Consider the following 21,944-nt stretch of genomic DNA (forward strand, 5'->3'; position numbering starts at 1 on the left):
TTGAGTGCGGGATCCTCGCCCTCGGCCGAGGCCGGCCAGGGCGAAGATCCCGCACTCAGACGGGGACGCGACGGATCAGTGCGGGCGGGGCACCCCGAAGTAACCCTTCTCCGCCTCGCCGGTCTCCGCCTTGATCACGTGCATCACGGCGTTGATCAGGGCCAGGTGCGTGAACGCCTGCGGGAAGTTGCCCAGGTGCCGGCCGCTGCCGGGCTCGATCTCCTCCGCGTACAGGTCGAGCGAGGACGCGTAGCCGAGCAGCCGCTCGCACAGCGCCCGGGCCCGCTCCACCTCGCCGATCTCGACCAGTGCGGACACCAGCCAGAACGAGCAGATGGTGAAGGAGCCCTCCTCGCCGCGCAGGCCGTCGTCGGTCTCGTCCGTCCGGTACCGCAGCACCAGGCCGTCCTCGGTGAGCTCGTCCGCGATCGCGAGCACGGTCGCCCGGACCCGCGGGTCGTCCGACGGCAGGAACCGCAGCAGGGGCACCAGCAGCAGCGACGCGTCGAGCGCCGGGTCGCCGTAGCGCTGCGTGAAGACGCCGCGGTCGTCCACACCCTTGGTGCAGATGTCGTCGGCGATCTCGTCGGCGATCTTCTGCCAGGACTTGGCGTAGTCGGGCTCGTCGTACAGCCGGGCGAGCTTGGCGCCGCGGTCCATGGCCACCCAGCACATGAGCTTGGAGCTGGTGAAGTGCTGCGGCTCGCCGCGCACCTCCCAGATGCCCCGGTCCGGCTCGTGCCAGTGCTTCATGGCCTCCTCGACCTGCCGCTTGAGGATGGGCCACAGCGACTCGGGGAGCTGGTCGCGCGACTTGGCGTGCAGCCACACCGAATCGAGCACCGCGCCCCACACGTCGTGCTGGCGCTGGTCGTAGGCGGCGTTGCCGACGCGCACGGGCTGGGCGCCCTCGTAGCCGGACAGGTGCGGTAGCTCGAACTCCTCCAGCGTCTCCTCGCCGCCCACGCCGTACATGATCTGGAGCTGCCGGTTGTCGCGGCAGACGTCCTGGATGAACGAGAAGAAGTCGTTCGCCTCGCGCTCCAGGCCCAGCGTGTACAGGCCCCACAGCGCAAAGGTCGAGTCGCGGATCCACGCGTACCGGTAGTCCCAGTTGCGCTCGCCGCCCGGGGTCTCGGGCAGGGACGTGGTCGCCGCGGCGATCAGCGCGCCGGTGGGGGAGTAGGTCAGCCCCTTCAGCGTGAGGGCCGAGCGCTGCAGGTAGACGCGCCACGGGTGGTCGGGGAACGTGCCCTGCGTGATCCAGTCGCGCCAGAACCGCTCGGTGCGCCACATCGCCTCGAGCGCGGCCGCGTAGGTGGTGGGCGGCTCCTGCGAGCCCCAGGACATCGCCACGAAGTGCTCGGCGCCCTGCGTCATCCGCGTGCGCGCCGTGGCCCGCTTGCCCTCCAGGCCGAACCGCAGGCTGGACCGCAGGTGCAGGTCGGGCGTGGCGTCGCCGACGTGCGCGACGACGTCGGAGTACCCGCTGTTCTTGTACTCCCAGTCGACCTCGGAGCGCGCGTAGTCCGGCCGCGGCTCGCACTCGACCTCGAGGTCCACCGTGCCCGACACGCACTTGATGGTGCGCAGCAGGATGTGCTCGGCGTCGTCGTCGGTAGGCGTGCGGCGGTGCGTGCCCGAACGCGACTCCAGGTCGTGCCACGGACCCATCAGCATGGCGTCCCGCACCACGAGCCAGCCCGTCTCGGTCTGCCACGTGGTCTCGAGGATCAGCGTGCCGGGCAGGTAGCGGCGCGCGACGGGCACGCGCACGCCGTGCGGGCCCACCCGGAAGTGGCCGGCTCCCCGGTCGAGGATCTTGGCGAAGATGCTGGGCGAGTCGGGACGGGGGAGGCACATCCACTCCACGCTGCCCGACGGCGCGATGAGCGCGTTGGCCTCGCAGTCCGACAGGAAGCCGTACTCACCGATGTGCGGGAACTTGCTGCGCCCGTCCCAGGGCTGCGGAAAGAGTCCCTCGCTCGATCTGTGACCTCTCACCGGGCCCGGGCTCACGGGCGTCGGCATCTGACCGCCCGTGGAGGGCGTGCCGGCGGAGGGGGCGGAGGGGGCGTCGGCCCCCTGCGCGTCAATCGATTCGAGCGTCATGAGGATCAAGGGTTCCGCACGTTCCGCGCGCCTGGCAAGCCGGATGTGTGTGACGCGCGGAACCTGTCCGCATGCTCCACGAAACAGATTCGCGGGTCGTGTCGATCCACCTGTTTCCCGTTCGACCTGTGGATGAGAAGGTCCCACCAGGGACCAGAAACCACGGAGGAGAAGAAACCATGGCGAAGTACATGCTGATCATGCGCGCGACCGACGAGACGGTGACCGCCTACCAGAACATGGACTTCCAGAAGATCATCAACGACATGGGCGCGTTCAACGAGGAGATGATCAAGGCCGGCGTGCTCGTGGCCGGTGAGGGGCTCGAGGATGCCGCAGACTCCGTCGTCGTCGACTACTCCACCGAGACGCCGGTCGTGACCGACGGGCCGTACGGCGAGACCAAGGAGCTGTTCAACGGCTTCTGGATCCTCGACGTGGCCTCCAAGGAGGAGGCCGTCGAGTGGGCCAAGCGCGCGCCGCTCGCCGGGCCCGGCAGCAAGGCGGAGATCCGCAAGGTCACCGAGCTCGACCAGTTCCCGCAGGACAACGAGCACATCCAGAACGAGCGGGCCTGGCGCGAGTCCACCGGTCAGCTCTGAGGCCGGGTCCGTAGGGCAGCGGCAGAGAGGGCGGGGAGATGGACGACGACGCCGCACGGCGGGCCGTCGAGGCGGTCTGGCGGATCGAGTCCGCGCGCATCGTCGGCGCGCTCACCCGCTACACCCGCGACTTCGAGCTCGCCGAGGACGTGGCCCAGGAGGCGCTCGCCGCGGCGCTCGTCTCCTGGCCGCGCGACGGCACGCCGCGTGACCCCGCGGCATGGCTCATCGCGACGGCCCGCCGCCGGGCGATCGACGCCTACCGGCGTCGGGCCGGGCGGGACGAGCGGTACGCCGCGCTCGCGCACGGCCTGGCCGAGGGCGAGGTGGCGGTGGGCGGCCCGACGGCACCCGGGGCCGGCGCCGGCGACCCGGGCACCGAGCCGGCCCTGCTCGACCCCGAGCGGATCGACGACGACGTGCTCGCCCTCATGTTCGTCTCGTGCCACCCGGTGCTGTCCCGGGAGGCACGGATCGCGCTGACGCTGCGCGTCGTGGGCGGTCTGACCAGCGAGGAGATCGCCCGCGCGTTCCTCGTCCCCGTCGCCACGGTCCAGGCGCGCATCACGCGCGCCAAGAAGACGATCGCGGCGGCGCAGGTTCCGTTCGAGGTGCCCGACGGCGAGGACCGGGTCGCCCGGCTCTCGTCGGTGCGGAACGTGCTGTACGTGATCTTCACGGAGGGCTCGTCCGCGACGTCGGGCGGCGACTGGATCCGGCACGACCTGGCGCGTGAGGCCGTGCGCCTGACCAGGGTGCTGACCCGGCTCGCACCCGAGCCCGAGACCTTCGGCCTGCTCGCGCTGCTGGAGCTGACCGCCGCCCGGTTCCCGGCGCGGACCGGTCCCACGGGCGAGCCGATCCTCCTGGAGGACCAGGACCGGCGACGCTGGGACCGGGCGGCGATCACCCGCGGCCGGGCGGCGCTGCGGCGGGGCGTCGGCCCTGCGGGCATGGGCAGCTACGCCCTGCAGGCCGCGATCGCCGAGTGCCACGCGGTGGCCCCGTCCGTGGCCGAGACCGACTGGCAGCGGATCGTGCTGCTCTACGAGGCGCTGGGCCGCATCGCCCCGTCGCCCGTGGTGGACCTGAACCGGGCCGTGGCCGTGGCCATGGCGCACGGGCCCGACCTGGGGCTGCGCGTCGTGGACGGCCTGGTCGACCAGGGTGTGCTCGCCGGGTCGCACCTCCTGCCCGGCGTGCGGGGCGAGCTGCTCTCCCGGCTCGGCCGCACCGCGGAGGCCCGCGGCGAGTACCTCCGCGCGGCGGAGCTCTGCCGCAACACGGCAGAACGAACGGTCCTGGAGTCAAAGGCCGCCGCCCTCCCCTGACCCAGCACTCAACGGGCTAGGGGGTGGGGAGCCAGGTGAGCGTCTCTTCCGTTCGGGTCGTGGGGCGGTACTCGCAGCCGACCCAGCCCGCGTAGCCCGTTGCGTCCAGGGTGGCGAAGAAGGCCTCGAAGTCGATCGTGCCCGTGCCCGGTTCGCCGCGGCCGGGAGAGTCGGCGACCTGCACGTGGCCGACGGCGCCGGCCGCGCGGCCCAGGTCCGCGACCACGTCCGCGCCGTTGTTGTGCAGGTGGTAGGCGTCGAAGAGGACGCCGGCGCCGTCGCCCACGCGGTCGACCACGGCCAGCGCGTCGTCCAGGGTCCGCACGGGGTAGTCCCCGTTCTCGCCGCGCGTCAGGGGTTCGACCAGCACGGTCGCGCCGACGGCGCCGAGCACGTCGGCCGCGCGGCGCAGGTTGCGTGTCGCGACCTCGTCCTGTGCCTCGGCCGGGACACCGGGCAGGCGCTGCCCGTACAGGGCGTTGACGCACGCGCAGCCGGTCGCCTCGACGACGGCCCGGACCACCGCGAGGTTCGCCGCGAACTCCTCGGTCCGGCCGGGATGGGAGACGATGCCGCGCTCCCCGCCCGGCATGTCCCCGGCGAACAGGTTGATCCCGGTCAGCCGCACGTCCGCGTCGTCGAGCGCGCGGACGAAGGCCTCCACCTGCGCACCGGCAGGGTCAGGGCCGGCGAACGGCCACCAGCACTCCACCGCCTCGAACCCGGCGGCACGGGCGCGGGCGAACCGCTCCGGCAGCGGCACCTCGCTGAACAGGAGGGAGACGTTGGCGGCGAACCTGGGCATCGAGCTCTCCGATCTTCGGGCATTGACCATCACAGGTATATCGAAATACCCTTCCTCAGGCCAGGGTCGATACGCAAGTGAGATCGCACTGATCAATCGATAGATCATCGGACGAGGGAGTTCGGTCATATGGCAGTCGTGGGCTTTGTCGGGCTGGGCGTCATGGGGCGGCCGATGGCGGCCAACCTCGTCCGCGCCGGGCACGAGGTGCGGGCGTTCAGCCGGGGAGCGGCGGGCCGGGCGAGTGCCGCCGAGCTCGGGGTACCGGTCGTCGCGAGCGTGGCCGAGGCGGTCAAGGGTGCCGACGTCGTGCTCACGATGCTTCCCGACACCCCCGACGTCCGCGCGGTCGCGCTCGGCCCGGGCGGCGTGCTGGAGCACCTCGCCCCGTCCGGCGCCTACATCGACCTGAGCACCATCGAGCCCGGGGCCGCGCGCGAGATCGCGGCGCGGTTCGCCGAGGCGGGGCACGACGTGCTCGACGCGCCCGTCTCCGGCGGCGAGGCCGGGGCGCGCGAGGGCACGCTCTCGATCATGGTCGGCGGGCCGGCCGACGTGGCCGAGCGGTGGCGGGACCTGCTCGGCGCGATGGGTACCACCGTCGTGCGCGTGGGCGAGGCAGGCGGGGGACAGGTGGTCAAGGCCGCCAACCAGCTCGTGGTCGCCACCCACCTCCAGGCGCTCGCCGAGGCGGTGGTCTTCCTGGAGGCGCACGACGCCGACGTCGCCACAGGGCTCTCCGTCATCGCGCGCGGGCTCGGCGGCAGCACCGTCATCGACCGCAAGGCCGACGGCGTGCTGGCCGGGGACTTCACGCCGGGCTTCCGCCTGGAGCTGCACCACAAGGACCTGGGCATCGTCGAGGACGCCGCGCGGGCCCGCGGGGCGGTGCTCCCGGTCACCGCCCTGGTCGGCCGCCTCGTCCAGTCGCTCGTGCAGCGCGGGGACGGCGGCCGCGACCACTCGGCGCTGGTGGCGCTGGCCCGCGAGCTCAACGGCACGACGGACGGGACGGAGGCGCGATGAGCCTGACCACGCAGCAGCCCGGCACCGGCGAACGGGTCCGCCCCGGCTGGTGGGACGAGCCGTTCCAGGTGTTCCAGACCAACCTCCGTGAGATCGACGCAGGGCTCGACGTCGAGCGCACGCTGGACGACGTCGAGCGGCACGGCGCGAACGTCTGGCTGCTCAACGTGGGCGGCATCCTCTCGCACTACCCGACCGGGCTCGACTTCCAGACCCGCAACCCGCACCTCGCCGCGCGCCCCGGCGGGGACCTCGTCGGGGACGCGCTGGCGGCCGCCCGGCGCCGGGGCGTCCGGCTGCTGGCCCGGATGGACTTCTCCAAGGTGGCGCCCGCGATCGCGGACGCACACCCGGAGTGGCACTTCGTCTCGCCGTCGGGCGAGCGGCAGGTCTTCGAAGGTCTGGTCAGCGTCTGCCCCAGCGCCGGGTACCAGCAGGAGCGGCTGTTCGACGTGGTCGACGAGGTGCTCGACCGGTACGCCGTGGACGGCTTCTTCTTCAACTGGTTCGGCTTCAACGAGCGGGACTACGCCGGCCGGGTGCACGGCGTCTGCCACTGTGCGGCGTGCGTCGCCGGGTTCCGGGAGCACACCGGGCTCGACCGGCTGCCCGAGCGAGCGGGCGACGAGGGCTACCGGCAGTGGCGCGGTTATGCCGCCGCCACCATCGAGGCGCTGACGGCGCGGGTGCGGGCCCACATCGCCGCGCGCCGGCCCGACGCCGGGCTGATCCTCGGCACGGCCGCCGACGTGCTGTTCCACGAGGCGAACAACGCGATCGGCCGCACCCTGTGGCCGTACGCCACCGGCGAGGCGGTCAGCGCGCTGCGCTCGGCGCGGCCCGGCAAGCCGGTCCTGGTCAACGCCGTCGCCTTCTGGGACATGCCGTACCGGCTCGCGGACGAGCAGCCCGAGATGCTCGGCCAGTACCTCGCGCAGGCGATCTCGCGCGGGGCCAACCCGTCGACCTACATCATGGGCCCCACCGGCGGCATCGCCTACGGCGGGCTCGCGTCAGCGGCGGCGGTGACACGGTTCCACCGCGACCACCGGCGGGAGTACACCGGGCTGGCGCCCGCGGCCGAGGTGGGCCTGGTGCGCCCCGACCCCCTGGACGACGACGGCCGGTACGGAACCGGCACGGCCGAGCACCGCGGCCTGCTCACCGGCCTCGTCGAGCGGCACGTGCCCTTCGACGTGGTGCCCGTGGGGGCGCTGGAGGCCCGGGACGTGGACGCGCGGTTCCGGGTGCTCGTGCTGCCCGACCTGCCGTCCCTGTCGCCGGGCGCCCTCGCGGTGCTCGACCGGTTCGTCCGCGGCGGCGGATCGCTCGTGGCGACCGGCCGGAGCGGGACCGGGGCCGACGGCTCGGTGGTCGAGTGGTTCCCCGGGCAGCGAGTGGTCGAGGTGGTCGCCGACCGGGACGCCCTGAGGTCGAGCTACGTGCGGCTCGACGGCGCCGAGGGCGAGGCCGAGGACCCGGCCGGCACCGCGGTCGAGGGCTCCGTGCTGGTCCCGCGGCACGGCAGGCACCACCGGCTCGCGTGGCGGTCCGACGTCGTCGGCCGGCACCGGCTGATCGAGAGCGCGCCGTACGGGCCGCCCGAGAAGGCATACGGGCACGTGCCCGGTACCGAGCACGTGGGCGGCGAGCGCCGGCACGGCGCCGGCACGGTGGTCCAGCTTCCCTGGGTTGCCGGCACCGCGTACCTGGACACCAGGCTGACCCGGATCCGGGATGTGGCGGTCGACCTCGTGGTCGAGCGCCTCGTGGACCGGCCCGAGGGGTGCCTGCCGGTCACGGTCGAGGCCCCGGAGCAGGTCGAGGTCGTCGTCGGACGCTCGGCGGCGGGGCTCGTGGTGCACCTGCTCAACCACTCCGGCCAGCGCGGCAACGGGTACGGGCCGGTGGTCCCGGCGCACCACGTCACCGTGCGCGCCGCGGGGCTGGCCGGGCGCCCGGCGCGCGCGCTGGCGGGCGCCGCGTCCGTGGCGGACGACGGCGAGGACCTGCTCGTGCGGATCGCCACGGTGGCCGAGCTCGAGGTGGTCGTGATCGAGGACGGCGCCCCGGCGACCGACGGGGGGCTCTCATGACCGACATGGTGATCGTCCGGGGCGGTCAGGGCGACCGGGTCGTGGACCAGGTCCGCGCCGCCCATCCCGGGCTCGTCGTCGCCACCGCGGACGACGCCGACGCGCTGCGCACCGCGACCGTGGCGGCGGGCCGCCTCACCGACGACGAGGTCGCGGCCATGCCGCACCTGGCCTGGGTGCACTCGTGGGCGGCGGGCGTGGAGTCCGACGTCGGGCCGGCGCTGCGGCGTCGCGCGACGGGACCCGCCACGGGGCCGGACGCGCCGGGAGAGGTGACCGTGACGTCGTCGGCCGGGAACGGGGCGGTCCCCCTGGCCGAGCAGGCGCTCATGCTGATGCTGATGCTGAGCCGGCAGGCCCTGCGCTGGGGCGACGCCCAGCGGGGCCACCGCTGGGAGCGGTTCACGCACGGCGAGCTCGCCGGGCGGACCGTGGGCATCTACGGCTACGGCAACGTCGGGCGCGAGCTCGCGGTGCGGGCGCGGGCGTTCGGCATGCGCGTGGTGGCGCTCCGCCGTCGGCCCGCGGAGCCAGGCGACCCGGTGGACCGCATGCTGCCCCCGGACGCGGTGAACGAGCTGGCCGCCGTCAGCGACTTCCTGGTCGTGGCCGCGCCGCTCACCGATCAGACGGCCGGGGCGGTCGGGCTGCGGGCGCTGCGCGCGCTGGGCCCGGAGGGGCACCTCGTGGTGGTCTCGCGCGGCGGGATCGTGCGCGAGGCCGACCTGGTCGCCGCCGTCCGCGACGGCGTGATCGCCGGGGCTGGCCTGGACGCCCACGCCACCGAACCCCTGCCCCCGGACTCACCCCTGTGGGACCTGCCCCGCACGATCGTCACTCCGCACAACGGGGCGACGACGCCCGCCACCGCAGACCGCGGCACGGCGATCTTCCTCGACAACCTGGACCGATGGCTCGCGCGGCGGCCGCTGCGCAACGTCGTCGACGTCGGGCGCCTGCCCTGACACCGCCCACCTCGACACCACGCGTTCCGACACCGCGCCCCGCGCGCACCAGCAGTCCGTACCGCCTCGTACAACGACGTACTGAAAGAAGGACACCATGTCAGACCTCACTCGCCGGTCGTTCCTCACGTGGACGGGGATGGGGGCGCTCTCGGTCGCCGCCTTCTCCCTCGCCGGCTGCTCCCCGTCCGGCTCCTCCGGGGGCGGCGACTCGGTCCGCTTCGCCTGGTGGGGCGGCTCCGACCGGCAGCGCGCCTACCTGGAGGCGCTCGACGCGTTCACCGCGGAGCACCCCGAGATCAAGGTCGCCCCGGAGTTCGGCGACTACGACGCCTACCAGGAGCGCATGACCACGCAGATGGCGGCGCGCGACGTGCCCGACGTCTTCTGGATCCCGTCGCCCGCCGTGCTGACCTACCGCGACGCGGGGCTGTACCGCGACCTCGACGGCGTCGACGGGCTGGACCTCGCCGCGTTCGGCGCGGACCAGGTCGAGACCTTCAAGCTCGGCGGCGAGCTCAACACGCTGCCCAAGTCGATCTTCAGCCCGGTGGTGCGCTGGAACACCACGTTCCAGGAGGAGGACGGTGTGTCGCTGCCCGACCAGCTCTCCTGGGACGGCCTGGCCGAGCTGCTGATCGACTACTCGAAGAACAACGCCGGCGGTCGCAAGGGCACCACGTACGGCCCGTACCACGACATGCCGTTCGAGTCGTTCCTGCGCCAGCGCGGCGAGGACCTGTGGACCGAGGACGGCACGCTCGGGGCGAGCGTCGACGGCGTCGCCGCGTGGATCGACTGGTGGGAGAAGCTGCGGCTGGCGGGCGCGACGACGAGCGTGAGCGAGCAGGACGGCATCGAGCCGTCCTGGGCCCAGGTGGGCGACAAGGTGCTGCTCACCTTCGCCAACTCCAACCACATCGTCGACGACGCCCAGGCGTTCCCGGACTACGTGTTCGACCAGCGCGACGTGCCGGCCGCCGAGGACGCCGCCGCGGGCTACCACTTCACCTACTACAGCCGGTTCGCCATGTACGCGGGCGTGCCGGACGACCGGGTGGCGGCCGCCGCCTCGCTGATGAGCTTCAACCTCAACTCGCCCGAGCTGCTCAGCCTGGTCGGCCTGTCGGCCGGGGCGCCGCCCAACGCGGAGCTGCTCGACGCGTACGAGCCCGACGCCACGCCCGACGAGCAGAAGGTCATCGCCATCACCCGCGAGATCGCCGGGACGGAGCAGCGCCCGCGGTACGAGGCGCCGGCCGGGTCGGGCAGCTGGCGCGACCTGATGATCCGCGAGCTCGAGGAGGTGACGCTCGGCCAGAAGAGCGTGCCCGACGCCGCGGCGGCCTTCGTCGAGGCCGTCGAGGGCGAGATCGCGGGCGCATGATGACCCTGACCTCGTCGAAGGACACCGGGCGCCGGGTGCGCAGGGCGCCGGTCGCGGCCGGGACGAAGCCGCCGCGGGGCAGGGCCAAGCCGTCGGGTGGTACCCGGGGCCAGGGCCTGGTGGCCCACGTCTTCCTGCTGCCGTGGATGATCGGGATGGTCGCCGTGACCGCCGGCCCGCTGATCGCCTCGGCCGTGCTCGCGTTCACCGACTACGACCTGCTGAGCCCGCCGCAGTTCATCGGGCTCGACAACTTCGTGCGGATGGCGGGGGACGAACGGTTCTGGGCCGCCGTCCGCGTGACGCTCGTCTACGTGCTCGTGTCGGTGCCGCTGCAGCTCGGGTTCGCGCTGTTCCTGGCCGTCGTGCTCGACAAGGGGCTGCGCGGGCTGTCGCTCTACCGCAGCGCCTTCTACCTGCCCTCGCTGCTCGGCGGCAGCGTGGCCATCGCGATCCTGTGGCGGCAGATCTTCGGCGAGAACGGCCTGGTCAACCACGTCCTGGGCTGGTTCGGCCTCGAGCTGGGCTCATGGCTCCAGGACCCGTCCCTGGCGCTGTCCACCCTGGTGGTGCTCAACGTCTGGACCTTCGGCTCGCCCATGGTGATCTTCCTGGCGGGGCTGCGGCAGATCCCCGAGGAGCTGTACGAGGCCTCGATGATCGACGGCGCCGGCCGCGTGCGGCGGTTCTGGTCGATCACCATCCCGCTGCTCACGCCCATCATCTTCCTCAACCTCGTGCTGCAGATGATCAGCGCCTTCCAGGCCTTCACGCAGGCGCACGTGGTCAGCGGCGGGAGCGGCGGGCCCCTCGACTCGACCCTCTTCTACACCCTCTACATCTACCAGCGCGGCTTCGTGAACTTCGACATGGGGTACGCGTCCGCGATGGCGTGGGTGCTGCTCCTGGTCATCGCCGCCGCCACCGCCGCGAACTTCATCGTGTCGCGGCGCTGGGTCTACTACGGAGACGAATGATGGCTGCCTCAACCTCGACCCTGAGCCGCGCCGTGCGGCACGCCGTGCTCATCGTGTTCGTGCTGCTCATGACCTATCCGCTGCTGTGGATGCTCGTGAGCTCGTTCAAGCCGAGCAACCTCATCCTGTCCCAGACGGGGCTGTTCCCCGGCGAGGTCACGCTCGACAACTACGCCGACGGCTGGGACGCGCTCGGCTCCCCGTTCAGCCTGTTCCTGGGCAACTCGCTGCTGATCGGCGTCGGCTCCGTGGTCGGCAACCTGTTCTCCTGCTCGCTCACGGCCTACGCCCTGGCGCGGCTCAACTTCAGGATGAGCAAGGTCTACCTCGCGCTCACCCTGATGACGATCATGCTGCCGTTCCACGTGCTGGTGATCCCGCAGTACATCCTGTTCGCGGAGCTGGGCTGGATCAACACCTACATCCCGCTGCTGCTGCCGAAGTTCCTGGCCACGGACGCCGTGTTCATCTTCCTCATGGTGCAGTTCATCCGGTCCCTGCCGCGGGAGCTCGACCAGGCCGCGATGATCGACGGCGCCGGGCCGTTCCGCATCTTCTGGTCGGTGATCCTCCCGCTGATGCAGCCCGCGCTCATCACGACCACCATCTTCACCTTCATCTGGACGTGGAACGACTACTTCGGCCCGCTGCTGTACCTGACCCGGACCGAGCTGTACACGGTCCCGGTGGCGCTGAAGTCGCTGGTCGACACCGAGACGCAGAGCGGCATCGGCACGATGTTCGCCATGTCGCTGCTGTCCCTGGTGCCGATCGTCCTGTTCTTCGTCTTCGCTCAGCGCTACATCATCAAGGGCATCGCGACGACGGGAATCAAATGACTGCTGCGCGCACCGGACTGGACGGCACCCACCGCTGGACCCAGCTGACCTTCGTGGAGAACGACCCGCTGGACTTCGACCTCGACGAGTGGGCCGACGTCATGGAACGCACCGCGTCCACGGCGGTCTGCATCAGCGCCGGCGGCTACGTCGCGTACTACCCGACCAAGGTGCCGCTGCACCACCGCAGCGCGTACCTCGGCGACCGGGACCTGCTCGGCGAGGTGGTCGACCTGGCCCGCTCGCGCGGGATGGCCGTCATGGCCCGGGTGGACCCGCACGCGGTGCACCGTGACGTCGTCGAGCAGCGGCCCGACTGGATCGCGCGGACGGAGGACGGCGAGCTCCTGGAGCACTGGGCGATGCCCGGCATCTACCTCACCGACGCGTTCGGCGGGTACAGCTGGGAGCTGACGACGGAGGTGCTGCGCGAGATCGCGCGCGACTACGACGTCGACGCGCTGTTCGCGAACCGGTGGCAGGGGCACGGTCCCGGCTACACCGCGACGACGGCGGCGGACTTCCGGGCGGCGACCGGGCGCGCGCTGCCCACCTCGAAGGATCCCGCCGGGGGCGAGGCCTGGGCGACCTACCGCGCCTGGCGGCGCTCGCGGCTCAGCGACCTCGTGGCGCACTGGGACCGTGCCGTCCAGGAGGTGGCGCCGGCGGTGCGGTTCGTGCCGAACCTCGGCTCGTTCACCGCCGCCGACCTGGAGCCGCGGGTCGCGCGGGCCGTGCCGTTCCTGCTCGTGGACCACCAGGCCCGGGGCGACGGCGAGGCGCTCTGGTCCGCGGGCCGGGACGCCAAGCGGGTGCGCGCGCTGCATCCGGGCAAGCCGGTCGGCCTCATCACCTCCGTGGGGCCGGAGTCGCACGACTTCCGGTGGAAGGACTCGGTCAACGCGGCGGTCGAGACCACCGGGTGGATCGTCGACGGGTTCGTGCACGGCGCCTTCCCCTGGTTCACCAAGTTCGCCGCACGGATCCCCGACCCGCGGTGGATCCCCGCCGTCGAGCGCGGGTTCGGGCTGCACCGCGCGGTGTCAGCCGACCTCGGGGAGTCGCGGCCGGTCGCCGAGGTGCTCGTGTGGGACGCCGACGAGCGCGGCGCGACCACCCCGGTGCGGGACGCGGCGTCGGGCGTCTACCAGGCGCTGGTCGAGCTGGGCGTCCCGTTCGAGTACGTGGGCCCGGGGTCCCTGGCGGCGTTGTCGCGGCCCGGCGTCCGGCTCGTCGTCGTGCCCGAGGTGCCGACGCTCGACGAGGCCGCCGCGGACGCCCTGCGGGCGTTCGCCGAGGGTGGCGGTGCGCTGCTGCTCACCGGCGGTGGGCCCGATGTCGTCGGCGGCGGCGACGGCGATGGCGCCGACGTCCCGGGGCGCGGCCCGCTGGTCACCGCGCTGCTCGGGGTGGACGTCGTGGAGCGGCGCGGGGGCATCGTCCGCAACAACTACGTGCAGCGTGAGCCCCGGGGAGCGCTGCAGGACGGCTTCGGCGACGCCCGGCGCGTCGTGGGCGGCACCCGGCTGGTGCGGTTCGCCGTGCCGGACGGCGCGGGCGGGCTCGACGTGTCCTGGCGCTTCGTGCCCGACCATCCCGACCTGCCCATGGAGGAGGTCTACCCGCGGTCAGAGCCGACGGACCCTGCGGTCCTCGGCGGCCCTGTCGGTGCCGGCCGGGTCGACGTGGTCGGCTTCAACCTGACCGAGCTGTACTGGCAGGCGCTCCAGGCCGACCACCTGACGCTCCTGGACAACCTGGTGCGCCGCGGCCTGGGCGGACGGCGTGCGGTGGAGCTGCACGGCCCGGGGGTGCTCGACGTGGCGACCTGGGCGGGCGACCGGTCGTTCACGGTGCTCGCCGCGAACCTGACCGACCCGATGATGATGCGCGGGCAGCGCCGGGCGGTGTCCCCGCTCGCCGGCGTGCGAGTCGTGCTCGACGTCGACCGGGTCGGGGCGCTGGCCGGCTCGACCGTGCCGCAGGAGCCGGCCGACGCCGGACCCGGCGCCGGACTCCGGGTGGAGGTGCTGGTCGGGGAGGTCTGGGAGCGGGCCGAGGCGACCGCGTCCGGCGGGCGGATCGAGGTGTCGCTGCCGCCGGTCCGGGAGCTCGCCGCGGTCCGCCTGAGCTGGTGACGGCGGTGGTGGTGGCGCAGCTGGCCACCCTTGCCGGAGGTGTGCTCGCCTGCTCGTCTCCCGTCCGGCGGCCCTACGGCGCCCCGCCGACGGTGTTACTGCCCGGGTGCCCGTCCGGTCGAGCCGCGGACGATCAGCGCGGGGCGCTCCAGCGGGACCGGCTCGTCGACCGTCTCGCCGAGCAGCGTCAGCACCGTGGCGGCGGCCGCGCGTCCGCGCTGGAAGGCGAACCGCTGGACCGTGGTGAGCGGCGGGTCCACCCACTCGCCGAGCGTCAGGCCCTCGAAGCCGACCACGGAGAGGTCGTCGGGCACCCGGAGGCCCGCCGCCTGGATGGTCCGCATCCCGGCGATCGCCATGGTGTCGGTGCCGTACAGGATCGCCGTCGGCCGCACCGGGCCGGCCAGCAGGGCCGAGGTCTCCTCCGCGGCGCGCGCCGGCGAGTACTCGACCGGGACCACGGCGTGCGGCCGCAGCCCGTGGTCCGCCAGGCGCTGGACGAAGGCCTCGCGGCGGAGCTCCGGCAGCACGAAGTGCCGGGGCCCGCTGATGAACGCGACGCGCTCGTGTCCCAGGGACACGAGGTGGTCCACGGTCTCCGCGATCCCCGCGCTCGGCGGGTCGGCGTCGACGAACTCGATGGCGCCGGGTGTCCACGGGGCCCCGACGAGCACCGCCGGGAGGCCGAGCCGGGACATGAGCTCGGGCCGGGTGTCGCCGACCCGGGAGTTGGTGAGGATGATCCCGTCCATCCGCTGGCGCTCGGCGAGCGTGCGGTAGAAGTGGTCCTCGTCGTGCTGCCCGGTGATGAAGACGTTCAGCAGCAGCCCGTACTCCCGCGGGCTGAGCACCGACTCGATGCCGGAGATGAAGTCCATGTTCCCGGCGCCGACGCCCGGCACCTTGCTGTCGCTCGTCAGCACCAGACCGATCGCCTGCGACCGTGCCGTGCGCAGGGCGATGGCGGTGGCGTTGGGGCGCCAGTTGAGCTTGCGGGCGGCCTCGCGGATCCGCTCCGACGTGGCCTCCGAGATGCGGCCGTTCCCGTTGAAGACCTTGGAGACGGCCCCCGGCGAGACGCCCGCGAGCGCGGCCACGTCGCTGATGGTCACACGGCCGCTTCCCCGCGATCCGGGCGTTGTCCTGGGTGCTGTCATGGGGCGCTCATCTCGAGCGCCATCCTACGTGGTCAATCGGTAAACCAAGGGGCTCAGCGGAGCCTGAGCGTCGCCACCAGCACCCCGGCGAGGCACAGCCCGCCGCCGATCAGGGCGACCGGCGTCGGGACCTCGCCGAGCAGCGCCCAGGACATGAGCACCGCGAGGGGCGCGGCGGCGTAGGTCGCGGCGCCGAGGCGGCCCGCCGTCGTCCGGGTGAGAGCGTAGCCCCAGGTCACGAAGGCGATCGCGGTGGGGAACACGCCCAGGTAGACCACGCTCAGGGTGGCCGGCGCCGGGGCCGCGGCGAGCTCGCGCAGGAGCACCGGAGCGAAGGGCAGGCAGGCGATCGTCCCGGCCAGGCAGCCCAGCCAGGTCATGGTCAGCGAGTCGACCTGGGGCAGCAGCCGCTTCTGCAGGATGGTGCTCCCGGCGTAGACGACGGCGGCGACCAGCCCGAGGAGCACGCTGACGACGTCGGACGCCCCGCTCGACGTGGCCAGCGCGATGCCGGCGACGCCCGTGAAGGCGATGCCGATGCCCACCAGGAGCCGTGAGGGGAAGCCCTCGCCGAGCGAGATCCCGGCGAACACCGCGATGAGGATGGGCGCGAGCCCGACCAGGAGGGAGGCGGTGCCGGCGTCGAGGGTGCGCTCCGCCGCGTTGAGCGCGAGGTTGTACAGCCCGAACCACAGCACGCCCCAGACGGCGACCCCCACCAGCGTGCGGCCGCGCGGCAGCCGGAGCTTGCCGGCCAGGCCGGCGATGACCGTGAGCGCGAGCGTGCCCACGAGGATGCGGCCCAGGGCGAGGGCACCCGGCGAGTAGTCGAAGCCGGCGGACCGGATGCCGATGAACGCCGAACCCCACAGCACCACGGTGACCGCGGCGGCGGCCGGGACCAGGAGGCGGTGCGTGGCCGGCGGCGCGCCCGGGGCGTCCTGGACGGTGGCGGTGCTCATGTCCGCAACACTGCCCGGCGCGAGCGGCGGGGTCTGGCGGCTATCGGCCGTGGCGTTGGTCATGGTGCGATCCTTGCCCGAAACCACTGTGAAGCACCAGCGACTGTTCCTTCATCTGGATTCAGTCTCGCTGTACAGTGGTGGACATGCTCGACGTCCACCGCCTCCGCGTCTTCCGTTCCGTCGTCGCCTCGGGATCCATCGGCGCCGCGGCGGCGAACCTGGGCTACACGCCGTCGGCCGTCAGCCAGCACGTCTCCGCGCTCCAGCGCGAGACCGGTCTCAAGCTGCTGGCCCGGCACGGCCGCGGCATCCGCCCCACCGCCGCCGGGCGGGCCCTGGCCGCGCAGGCGGACGGCGTGCTCGAACGTCTCGGCGAGGCCGAGTCCATGGTCGCCGACCTGCGTGCCGGCCGGACCGGCTCGCTCTCGATCGCCTACTTCGCGTCCGTGGGCTCGGCCTGGCTGCCCGACGTCGTCCGGGTGATCACCACGGACTTCCCGGGCGTGCGCCTGGACCTGGAGCTCGCCGAGCACATCCCGGACAAGACCGAGGACCGGGCCGACCTGCAGGTGGCCGTCGCCCAGACCGGGTTCGACGCCGGCAGCGGGTTCACCGCGCACCACCTGCTCGACGACCCGTACGTCGCCGTGCTGCCGCGCAGCCACCGGCTCGCCGGCCGGGACGAGATCGAGCTCGCCGAGCTGGCGGACGAGTCGTGGGTCGACAACGACTTCGCACGCGGCTGGTGCCGCCGCAACCTGCTGGAGGCGTGCACGGCCGCCGGGTTCAGCCCCACGTTCCACGTCGAGGCGCACGACTACCCGACGGCCGTCGCGTTCGTCGAGGCCGGGATCGGCATGACCGTGCTGCCGGAGCTCGGCGCCGTCCAGCTCCCGGCCGGCACCGTGTCGGTGCCCGTGGTGCGGCCCGCCCCGGTGCGCTCGATCTACGCGGTGCTGCAGGACGCCGTCGCGCACACCCCGCCCGCGATCGCCGCGCTGGAGGCGCTGCGGCGGGCCGCCGTCGCTTCGCGGGCAGCGGTGGTGGCCGCATAGGGTGGGCAGGTACCCGACGCCGGGCGACCGGCGTCATCCCGAGCGAGAGGCAATCCTCGTGACCACGCTTCCTACCGCCTCCGGGTCCTTCGGTGACAAGCCGGAGCTGACCTTCCCCGAGGGTGGCGCACCCGCCGGCCTGCAGGTGCAGGTGCTCGCCGAGGGCAACGGTCCGGTCGTCGAGTCCGGGCGCACCATCGTGGTGAACTACCTGGGCCAGACCTGGGGCGGCCACGTCTTCGACAACTCCTACGACCGTGGCACCACGATCGACTTCCCGATCGGCGTCGGCGCCGTCATCGGTGGCTGGGACAAGGGCATGGTCGGCCAGAACGTCGGCTCGCGCCTGCTGCTCTCGATCCCGCCGGAGCACGGCTACGGCGCCCGCGGTGTGCCGCAGGCCGGCATCGGCGGCGGCGACACCCTCGTCTTCGTGGTGGACGTCGTCGACGTCAAGTGACCCCCACGCCGAAGTAGAACTCTGGCGCACCCCGCGGGGTGCGCCAGAGTTCTGTCTCGCCCTGGTCTAGTTCGGCGGGGTGGTCAGGGGTAGGTGACCACCTGGGACCGCTGCGTTCCCTGCTGGACCGCGCCGCCCGTGTCGTTGATGACGTGGTTGATGCCGCCTGAGCCGTTGAGGAAGATGGCGGTCAGCGACCGGAACGACACGCCCGGCGCGTTCGGCGCCTGGATGCCGGACTCCAGGCGGATGTCCTGGCCCTGGTTGAAGAACGAGTACGTGCCGGTGCCGGTCGCCGTGTGGTTCTGCACGTCGTCGGCGACACGGTAGGCGGCGTAGCCGAGGCGGTCGCCGTCCATCCACGCGGCCTGGTTCGGCACGTCGTAGGGGATCTCGTTCTGGTAGAAGAGCGTCTGACCGTCCTCGCCGTTCCAGATGGTCTGCTCCTCCTGGTAGTGCTCGACGAAGAGACCCGTCGCGGTGACCCGGTCACCGTTGACGACGACGCCGTGGGCGCCGGTGTTGACGTCCCAGCCGATGCCGTTGCCGTGGTCCCCGCGCCAGGCCCAGATGTGGTCCATGAGCGTGTCGGGGCTGTTCACCTCGATGGAGGTGACGGCCTTGCCGGCCCAGGGGCCGCCCACGCGGACGAAGACGTCGGTCAGCGTGGTCGGGTCGCCGGCGTCGGAGACGGTGGCGCCCTGCGGGCCGACCTGGATGAGCGTCTCCGACTCGGGGACGTTGGCGTCTGCGGTGATACCCGCGACCTTCACGCCCGCGACGTCGCCGATCTCGACCACGGCGTTGCCCGCCGTCGGGGTGAGCGACGCGTAGCCCAGGCCGAGCACCACGGTGTCGGCGCGGTCGATCCGCAGGGGCGCGTCGAGCTCGTAGACACCGGGGGTCAGCACGAGGTTCTTCCCGCCGGCCAGCGCCGCGTTGATCGACGCCGCGTCGTCCGTCCCCTCCTTGGCGATGTAGAAGTCGGAGATCCCGATCGACCCGCCGGCCTCCGGTCCGGTGGACCAGTCGGTTCCGCTGCTGTCGGTCTTCGCGTTCGGGACGAACACGGCGAGCTCGCCGGAGCCGTCCCGGTACAGGAACGGGGCCTCGCGGCTGACGGGCGTGGACCCGACGGTCGTCGTCACGCCGACACCCTCGCCCACCGGCTGGCCGAAGTTGGTGGCGGGCGCACCCGTCACGCCGGAGAACAGCATGTTCCAGACGCCGCCGTCCCAGGCGCCCACCTCGGAGTTACGCGTGAACCACTGCTGCTGCGAGCCGGAGGCGATGGTGCCGGAGACGCGCGAGTTGGCCAGGTAGCCGCCGGAGGCGAACTCGCCGTACCGGCCGAAGATCGTCAGGTCGCCCTGGATGTCCATGCGCCGCATCGGGGCAGCCTGCGAGACGGCGAAGCGCATCTGGTGCGGTTCGGTCACACCGGCGGGGTACGGCAGGGCCGCGTCGTCGCCGACCGGGCGCTGGATCGGGTTGATCCCCATGTTGGAGATCGACCGCCAGAAGCGGGTCAGCGAGCCGGGGTCGGCGCACGCCCAGGGCTCGTTGGGGCAGCCCACCACGGGCTCCACGTGCAGCGCGCCGTTGATCTGGACGTCGCCCGGCTGCCCGCCGAGGCCCGCGATCGACTCGTAGTAGCCCACGTGGGCGTTGACGATGCCGGTGGCCGTGGCCGGGTCGTCCTGGCCGGCGGCGCTCCCGTAGGTGCCGGGCTCGAAGAAGACCTGGTGCCGGTCCTGGCTGAACTCCGCCTCGTCGTTCACCGTGTCGAGGAACGCGTTGATCCGGTCGGCGGTCCAGGTCTCGTCGATGAACGTGACGTTGGGGCCGAAGTCGGGGTCGGCGGCCGCCTTCTTCGGCTTGGGCGTCTTGGGCTTGGCCGGCTTGTGCTTGCCGGGCTGCTGCGCGGCCGGTTCGGCCTGCTTCGTCGCGGAGGCCTTTGCCATGGTCCTGCCCTCGGCGGTGGCCGGTGCTGCCGTGGCGGGTAGCGCCGTGACCGCGGCTCCCGCGGCGAGCGATGCTGCGACCGCCGCGACGGCGGCGCCGCGCAGGGTGGTGCGAAGTGTCCTCATCGACAGTTCCTTCGTGCTCGGGGCAGGCCGGCCGGGGCCGGGCGTGCTGCCGTGCGGGTGCGCCCGGGCGAGCGCCCAGCCAGGCTAACCGCCGGTCACTGACATGTCGGTAAGTAGTTTCCGCACGCTCCGGGTCACGGTGAACCGCCGGTCCTGGGCCACATGCTCCGTGGGCCCGACGGCGCGCTCCAGCGCGCGGCGGTAGTGCAGCCCCGTGTTGAAGACCGTCCACAGCTCCCCGCCGTCGCGCAGCACGCGGCCCGCGGTGGCGAACATCCGGTGCGCCGCGTCGGTGCTCAGCGCGGCGCGGTCGTGGAAGGGCGGGTTGAGCAGCACGAGGTCGGCCGAGCCGTCGGGGATCGGGAGCAGGGTCCCGGCGTCGTCCCGCACGATCCCGGCGGCGCGGACGCCGTTCGCGGCGAGCGTCGCCCCGGCCGAGTCGCACGCGGCCCTGCTCCGGTCTGACGCGAGCACGTGCGCGGTGGGGTACCGCAGGGCCAGGACGGTGGCGAGGATGCCGGTGCCGCACCCGAGGTCGACGGCGACCGGGTGGGCGTCCATGCCGGGGACCGGGGTGTCGGACGGGCCGGGCGCATCCGACGTCGGGGCCGCCGGGGTGACCTGAAGGTCTGACAGGTGGGGCCAGCGGTGCGCCTGGGCCAGGAGGAAGCGCGTGCCGTGGTCCAGGGTGGCGCCGGCGAAAGCCGCGCCGTGCGCGACGACGGTGAGGCCCGCGGGCTGGTCCGGGGCCTGGTCTTCCGAGGCTGTGCCGGGCGGGACGGTCCCGGGCGGGACGATCGCGTCCAGGATCTCCCGGTCGGTCAGCCGCGCCGAGACGGGGTAGGTGAGCGGCCCGACGTCGGACCGTGGCTCCCGCGCGATCAGCAGCCGCGACTTCTGCCGGGCGAGCGACGCGCTGACCTGCGTGAACGACACGCCGAGCACGTCGTTCATCGCGTGCGTCATGTGCTTGACCCGGCCGCCCGCGAACAGCGTGACGGCGGGGTCGGCGTACCGGGCCACGTGCTCGGCGATCTCGGTCAGCTCCGCGAGCGACGCCGGGAGCTGGAGCAGCACCACGCGGGCGCCGTCGAACAGCCGGGGCTCCAGCCGGTCGTGCTGGGTGAACCCCAGCCCGGCGGGTCCGCGCGGAACGGGTGCGCTCGCGGCGGCCCGGGCGTGTCCGTCCCACAGGACCTTGCTCACGCGCGCGGAGTTGGCGGAGAGCGCCGCCTCGGCCGTGACTGCGTCCGTCTGCGTGCGGACCGTGTGGGCCCCGCTCGCCAAGGCGCCCAGGGTCAGCGCCCCGAACCGGTCGCCGAGCACCACCACGCCGTCGGGGTGCTCCCGGATGAGCGCGGCGGCCTCGTCGAGCAGGAGCCGGTCGGTCGCGTCGGCCGCGACCGGGCCGTCGGCCCGCGACCCGTCCTCGGGATACGGCTGCAGCCGCGCGAGGACGGCCTCCACCTCGGGGCTCACCGCGCGGAGCGGGCCTTCTTCTCGGCCGCCTTGCGGGCCTCCTCGACGCGCTCCTCCTCGGCCCGCACCTGGGCGGCGGTCTGGCGCTCCTGGGCCAGCCACTCCGGCGGGTTGTCGCGCAGCTCGTCGATCTGCTCGGTGGTCAGCGGGTCGGTGATGCCGCCGCGGGCCAGGCCCGCGATCGAGATGCCGAGGCGGCCGGCCACGACGGGCCGCGGGTGCGGGCCGTTGCGGCGCAGCTCGGCCAGCCACTCGGGCGGGTTGGTCTCCAGCTCCTCGAGCTCCGCGCGCGAGATCGGGGTGTCCTGGAACTCCTGCGGCGTGGCAGGCAGGTAGACGCCGAGTCGCTTGGCGGCGTTGGACGGCTTGAACCGCTGCGAGGCGAAGGAGGAGCTCATGTTCCCAGGGTATCGGCGTGCGCCCGCCGCGCTCTCCATGGCGGGCGTGATCCTCGCCGCTC

18 protein-coding genes are annotated in these 21,944 nt (G+C 73.0%); 11 read left to right on the forward strand and 7 right to left on the reverse strand.

The genetic code is table 11. The features are described 5' to 3' along the window. Window positions 1-75: 75 nt before the first annotated feature. Window positions 76-2,004 (reverse strand): glycoside hydrolase family 15 protein, encoded by a 1,929-nt coding sequence (locus tag ACIPN7_RS16355; RefSeq protein WP_400544136.1) that lies wholly within the window; start codon window positions 2,002-2,004, stop codon window positions 76-78. Window positions 2,005-2,291: 287 nt separating this feature from the next. Here ACIPN7_RS16355 and ACIPN7_RS16360 point away from each other — a divergent pair, with 287 nt between their 5' ends. After that, a complete protein-coding gene (locus ACIPN7_RS16360; RefSeq protein ID WP_400544139.1) occupies window positions 2,292-2,714 on the forward strand; it encodes a YciI family protein in 423 nt (140 codons plus the stop codon). Window positions 2,715-2,752: 38 nt separating this feature from the next. Then, window positions 2,753-4,045 carry an RNA polymerase sigma factor gene (locus ACIPN7_RS16365; RefSeq protein ID WP_400544142.1) on the forward strand — a complete coding sequence of 431 codons (1,293 nt, stop codon included), beginning with the start codon at window positions 2,753-2,755 and terminating at the stop codon, window positions 4,043-4,045. 16 nt (window positions 4,046-4,061) lie between these two features. Here ACIPN7_RS16365 and ACIPN7_RS16370 read toward each other — a convergent pair whose 3' ends face one another. Continuing rightward, window positions 4,062-4,850, reverse strand: coding sequence for a hydroxypyruvate isomerase family protein (locus ACIPN7_RS16370; protein WP_400544145.1), 789 nt, complete (start codon window positions 4,848-4,850; stop codon window positions 4,062-4,064). Between the two features lie 129 nt (window positions 4,851-4,979). On the opposite strand from ACIPN7_RS16370, the gene ACIPN7_RS16375 reads away from it, so the two are divergent. The 7 genes from ACIPN7_RS16375 to ACIPN7_RS16405 all read left to right on the forward strand — a co-directional run bounded on the left by ACIPN7_RS16375 (window position 4,980) and on the right by ACIPN7_RS16405 (window position 14,278). Further along, window positions 4,980-5,876: an NAD(P)-dependent oxidoreductase gene (locus ACIPN7_RS16375; RefSeq protein WP_400544148.1), complete on the forward strand. Its 897-nt coding sequence runs from the start codon at window positions 4,980-4,982 to the stop codon at window positions 5,874-5,876. After that, window positions 5,873-7,972 (forward strand): hypothetical protein, encoded by a 2,100-nt coding sequence (locus ACIPN7_RS16380; RefSeq protein ID WP_400544151.1) that lies wholly within the window; start codon window positions 5,873-5,875, stop codon window positions 7,970-7,972. The genes ACIPN7_RS16375 and ACIPN7_RS16380 overlap by 4 nt, the downstream gene beginning before the upstream one ends. Then, window positions 7,969-8,937: a D-2-hydroxyacid dehydrogenase gene (locus tag ACIPN7_RS16385; protein ID WP_400544154.1), complete on the forward strand. Its 969-nt coding sequence runs from the start codon at window positions 7,969-7,971 to the stop codon at window positions 8,935-8,937. Before ACIPN7_RS16380 ends, ACIPN7_RS16385 begins: the two co-directional genes overlap by 4 nt. 97 nt (window positions 8,938-9,034) lie before the next feature. Further along, complete coding sequence (locus ACIPN7_RS16390) at window positions 9,035-10,324, forward strand: ABC transporter substrate-binding protein (protein WP_400544157.1); 1,290 nt, start codon at window positions 9,035-9,037, stop codon at window positions 10,322-10,324. Further along, window positions 10,324-11,301, forward strand: coding sequence for a carbohydrate ABC transporter permease (locus ACIPN7_RS16395; protein WP_400544404.1), 978 nt, complete (start codon window positions 10,324-10,326; stop codon window positions 11,299-11,301). The genes ACIPN7_RS16390 and ACIPN7_RS16395 overlap by 1 nt, the downstream gene beginning before the upstream one ends. Then, a complete protein-coding gene (locus tag ACIPN7_RS16400) occupies window positions 11,301-12,140 on the forward strand; it encodes a carbohydrate ABC transporter permease (protein ID WP_400544160.1) in 840 nt (279 codons plus the stop codon). The genes ACIPN7_RS16395 and ACIPN7_RS16400 overlap by 1 nt, the downstream gene beginning before the upstream one ends. Further along, the gene (locus ACIPN7_RS16405; RefSeq protein WP_400544163.1) at window positions 12,137-14,278 is read left to right on the forward strand and encodes a family 10 glycosylhydrolase; all 2,142 of its coding nucleotides are present in this window, start codon (window positions 12,137-12,139) and stop codon (window positions 14,276-14,278) included. Before ACIPN7_RS16400 ends, ACIPN7_RS16405 begins: the two co-directional genes overlap by 4 nt. Before the next feature lie 95 nt (window positions 14,279-14,373). Here the strand turns inward: ACIPN7_RS16405 and ACIPN7_RS16410 are convergent, their stop codons facing one another. Beyond that, the gene (locus ACIPN7_RS16410) at window positions 14,374-15,390 is read right to left on the reverse strand and encodes a LacI family DNA-binding transcriptional regulator (RefSeq protein ID WP_400544166.1); all 1,017 of its coding nucleotides are present in this window, start codon (window positions 15,388-15,390) and stop codon (window positions 14,374-14,376) included. 98 nt (window positions 15,391-15,488) lie between these two features. Then, complete coding sequence (locus ACIPN7_RS16415; protein WP_400544169.1) at window positions 15,489-16,460, reverse strand: DMT family transporter; 972 nt, start codon at window positions 16,458-16,460, stop codon at window positions 15,489-15,491. Window positions 16,461-16,543: 83 nt separating this feature from the next. Here ACIPN7_RS16415 and ACIPN7_RS16420 point away from each other — a divergent pair, with 83 nt between their 5' ends. Together ACIPN7_RS16420 and ACIPN7_RS16425 are read left to right on the forward strand one after the other, a co-directional pair. Continuing rightward, window positions 16,544-17,455 carry a LysR family transcriptional regulator gene (locus ACIPN7_RS16420; protein WP_400544172.1) on the forward strand — a complete coding sequence of 304 codons (912 nt, stop codon included), beginning with the start codon at window positions 16,544-16,546 and terminating at the stop codon, window positions 17,453-17,455. A 58-nt stretch (window positions 17,456-17,513) separates the two neighbouring features. Further along, window positions 17,514-17,915, forward strand: coding sequence for an FKBP-type peptidyl-prolyl cis-trans isomerase (locus ACIPN7_RS16425; RefSeq protein ID WP_182619247.1), 402 nt, complete (start codon window positions 17,514-17,516; stop codon window positions 17,913-17,915). Window positions 17,916-17,998: 83 nt separating this feature from the next. On the opposite strand, the gene ACIPN7_RS16430 is transcribed toward ACIPN7_RS16425, so the two are convergent. The 3 genes from ACIPN7_RS16430 to ACIPN7_RS16440 all read right to left on the reverse strand — a co-directional run bounded on the left by ACIPN7_RS16430 (window position 17,999) and on the right by ACIPN7_RS16440 (window position 21,882). Then, window positions 17,999-20,005, reverse strand: a complete 2,007-nt coding sequence (locus ACIPN7_RS16430) for an adenylyl cyclase (RefSeq protein WP_400544175.1) — start codon at window positions 20,003-20,005, stop codon at window positions 17,999-18,001. A gap of 84 nt (window positions 20,006-20,089) precedes the next feature. Further along, complete coding sequence (locus tag ACIPN7_RS16435; RefSeq protein ID WP_400544178.1) at window positions 20,090-21,484, reverse strand: class I SAM-dependent methyltransferase; 1,395 nt, start codon at window positions 21,482-21,484, stop codon at window positions 20,090-20,092. Then, window positions 21,481-21,882 carry a DUF5997 family protein gene (locus ACIPN7_RS16440; RefSeq protein ID WP_285105820.1) on the reverse strand — a complete coding sequence of 134 codons (402 nt, stop codon included), beginning with the start codon at window positions 21,880-21,882 and terminating at the stop codon, window positions 21,481-21,483. Before ACIPN7_RS16440 ends, ACIPN7_RS16435 begins: the two co-directional genes overlap by 4 nt. Between the last annotated feature and the right edge of the window lie 62 nt (window positions 21,883-21,944).

This window comes from Promicromonospora sp. NPDC090134, from assembly GCF_044746965.1.
In the GTDB taxonomy this organism is placed as follows: domain Bacteria; phylum Actinomycetota; class Actinomycetes; order Actinomycetales; family Cellulomonadaceae; genus Promicromonospora.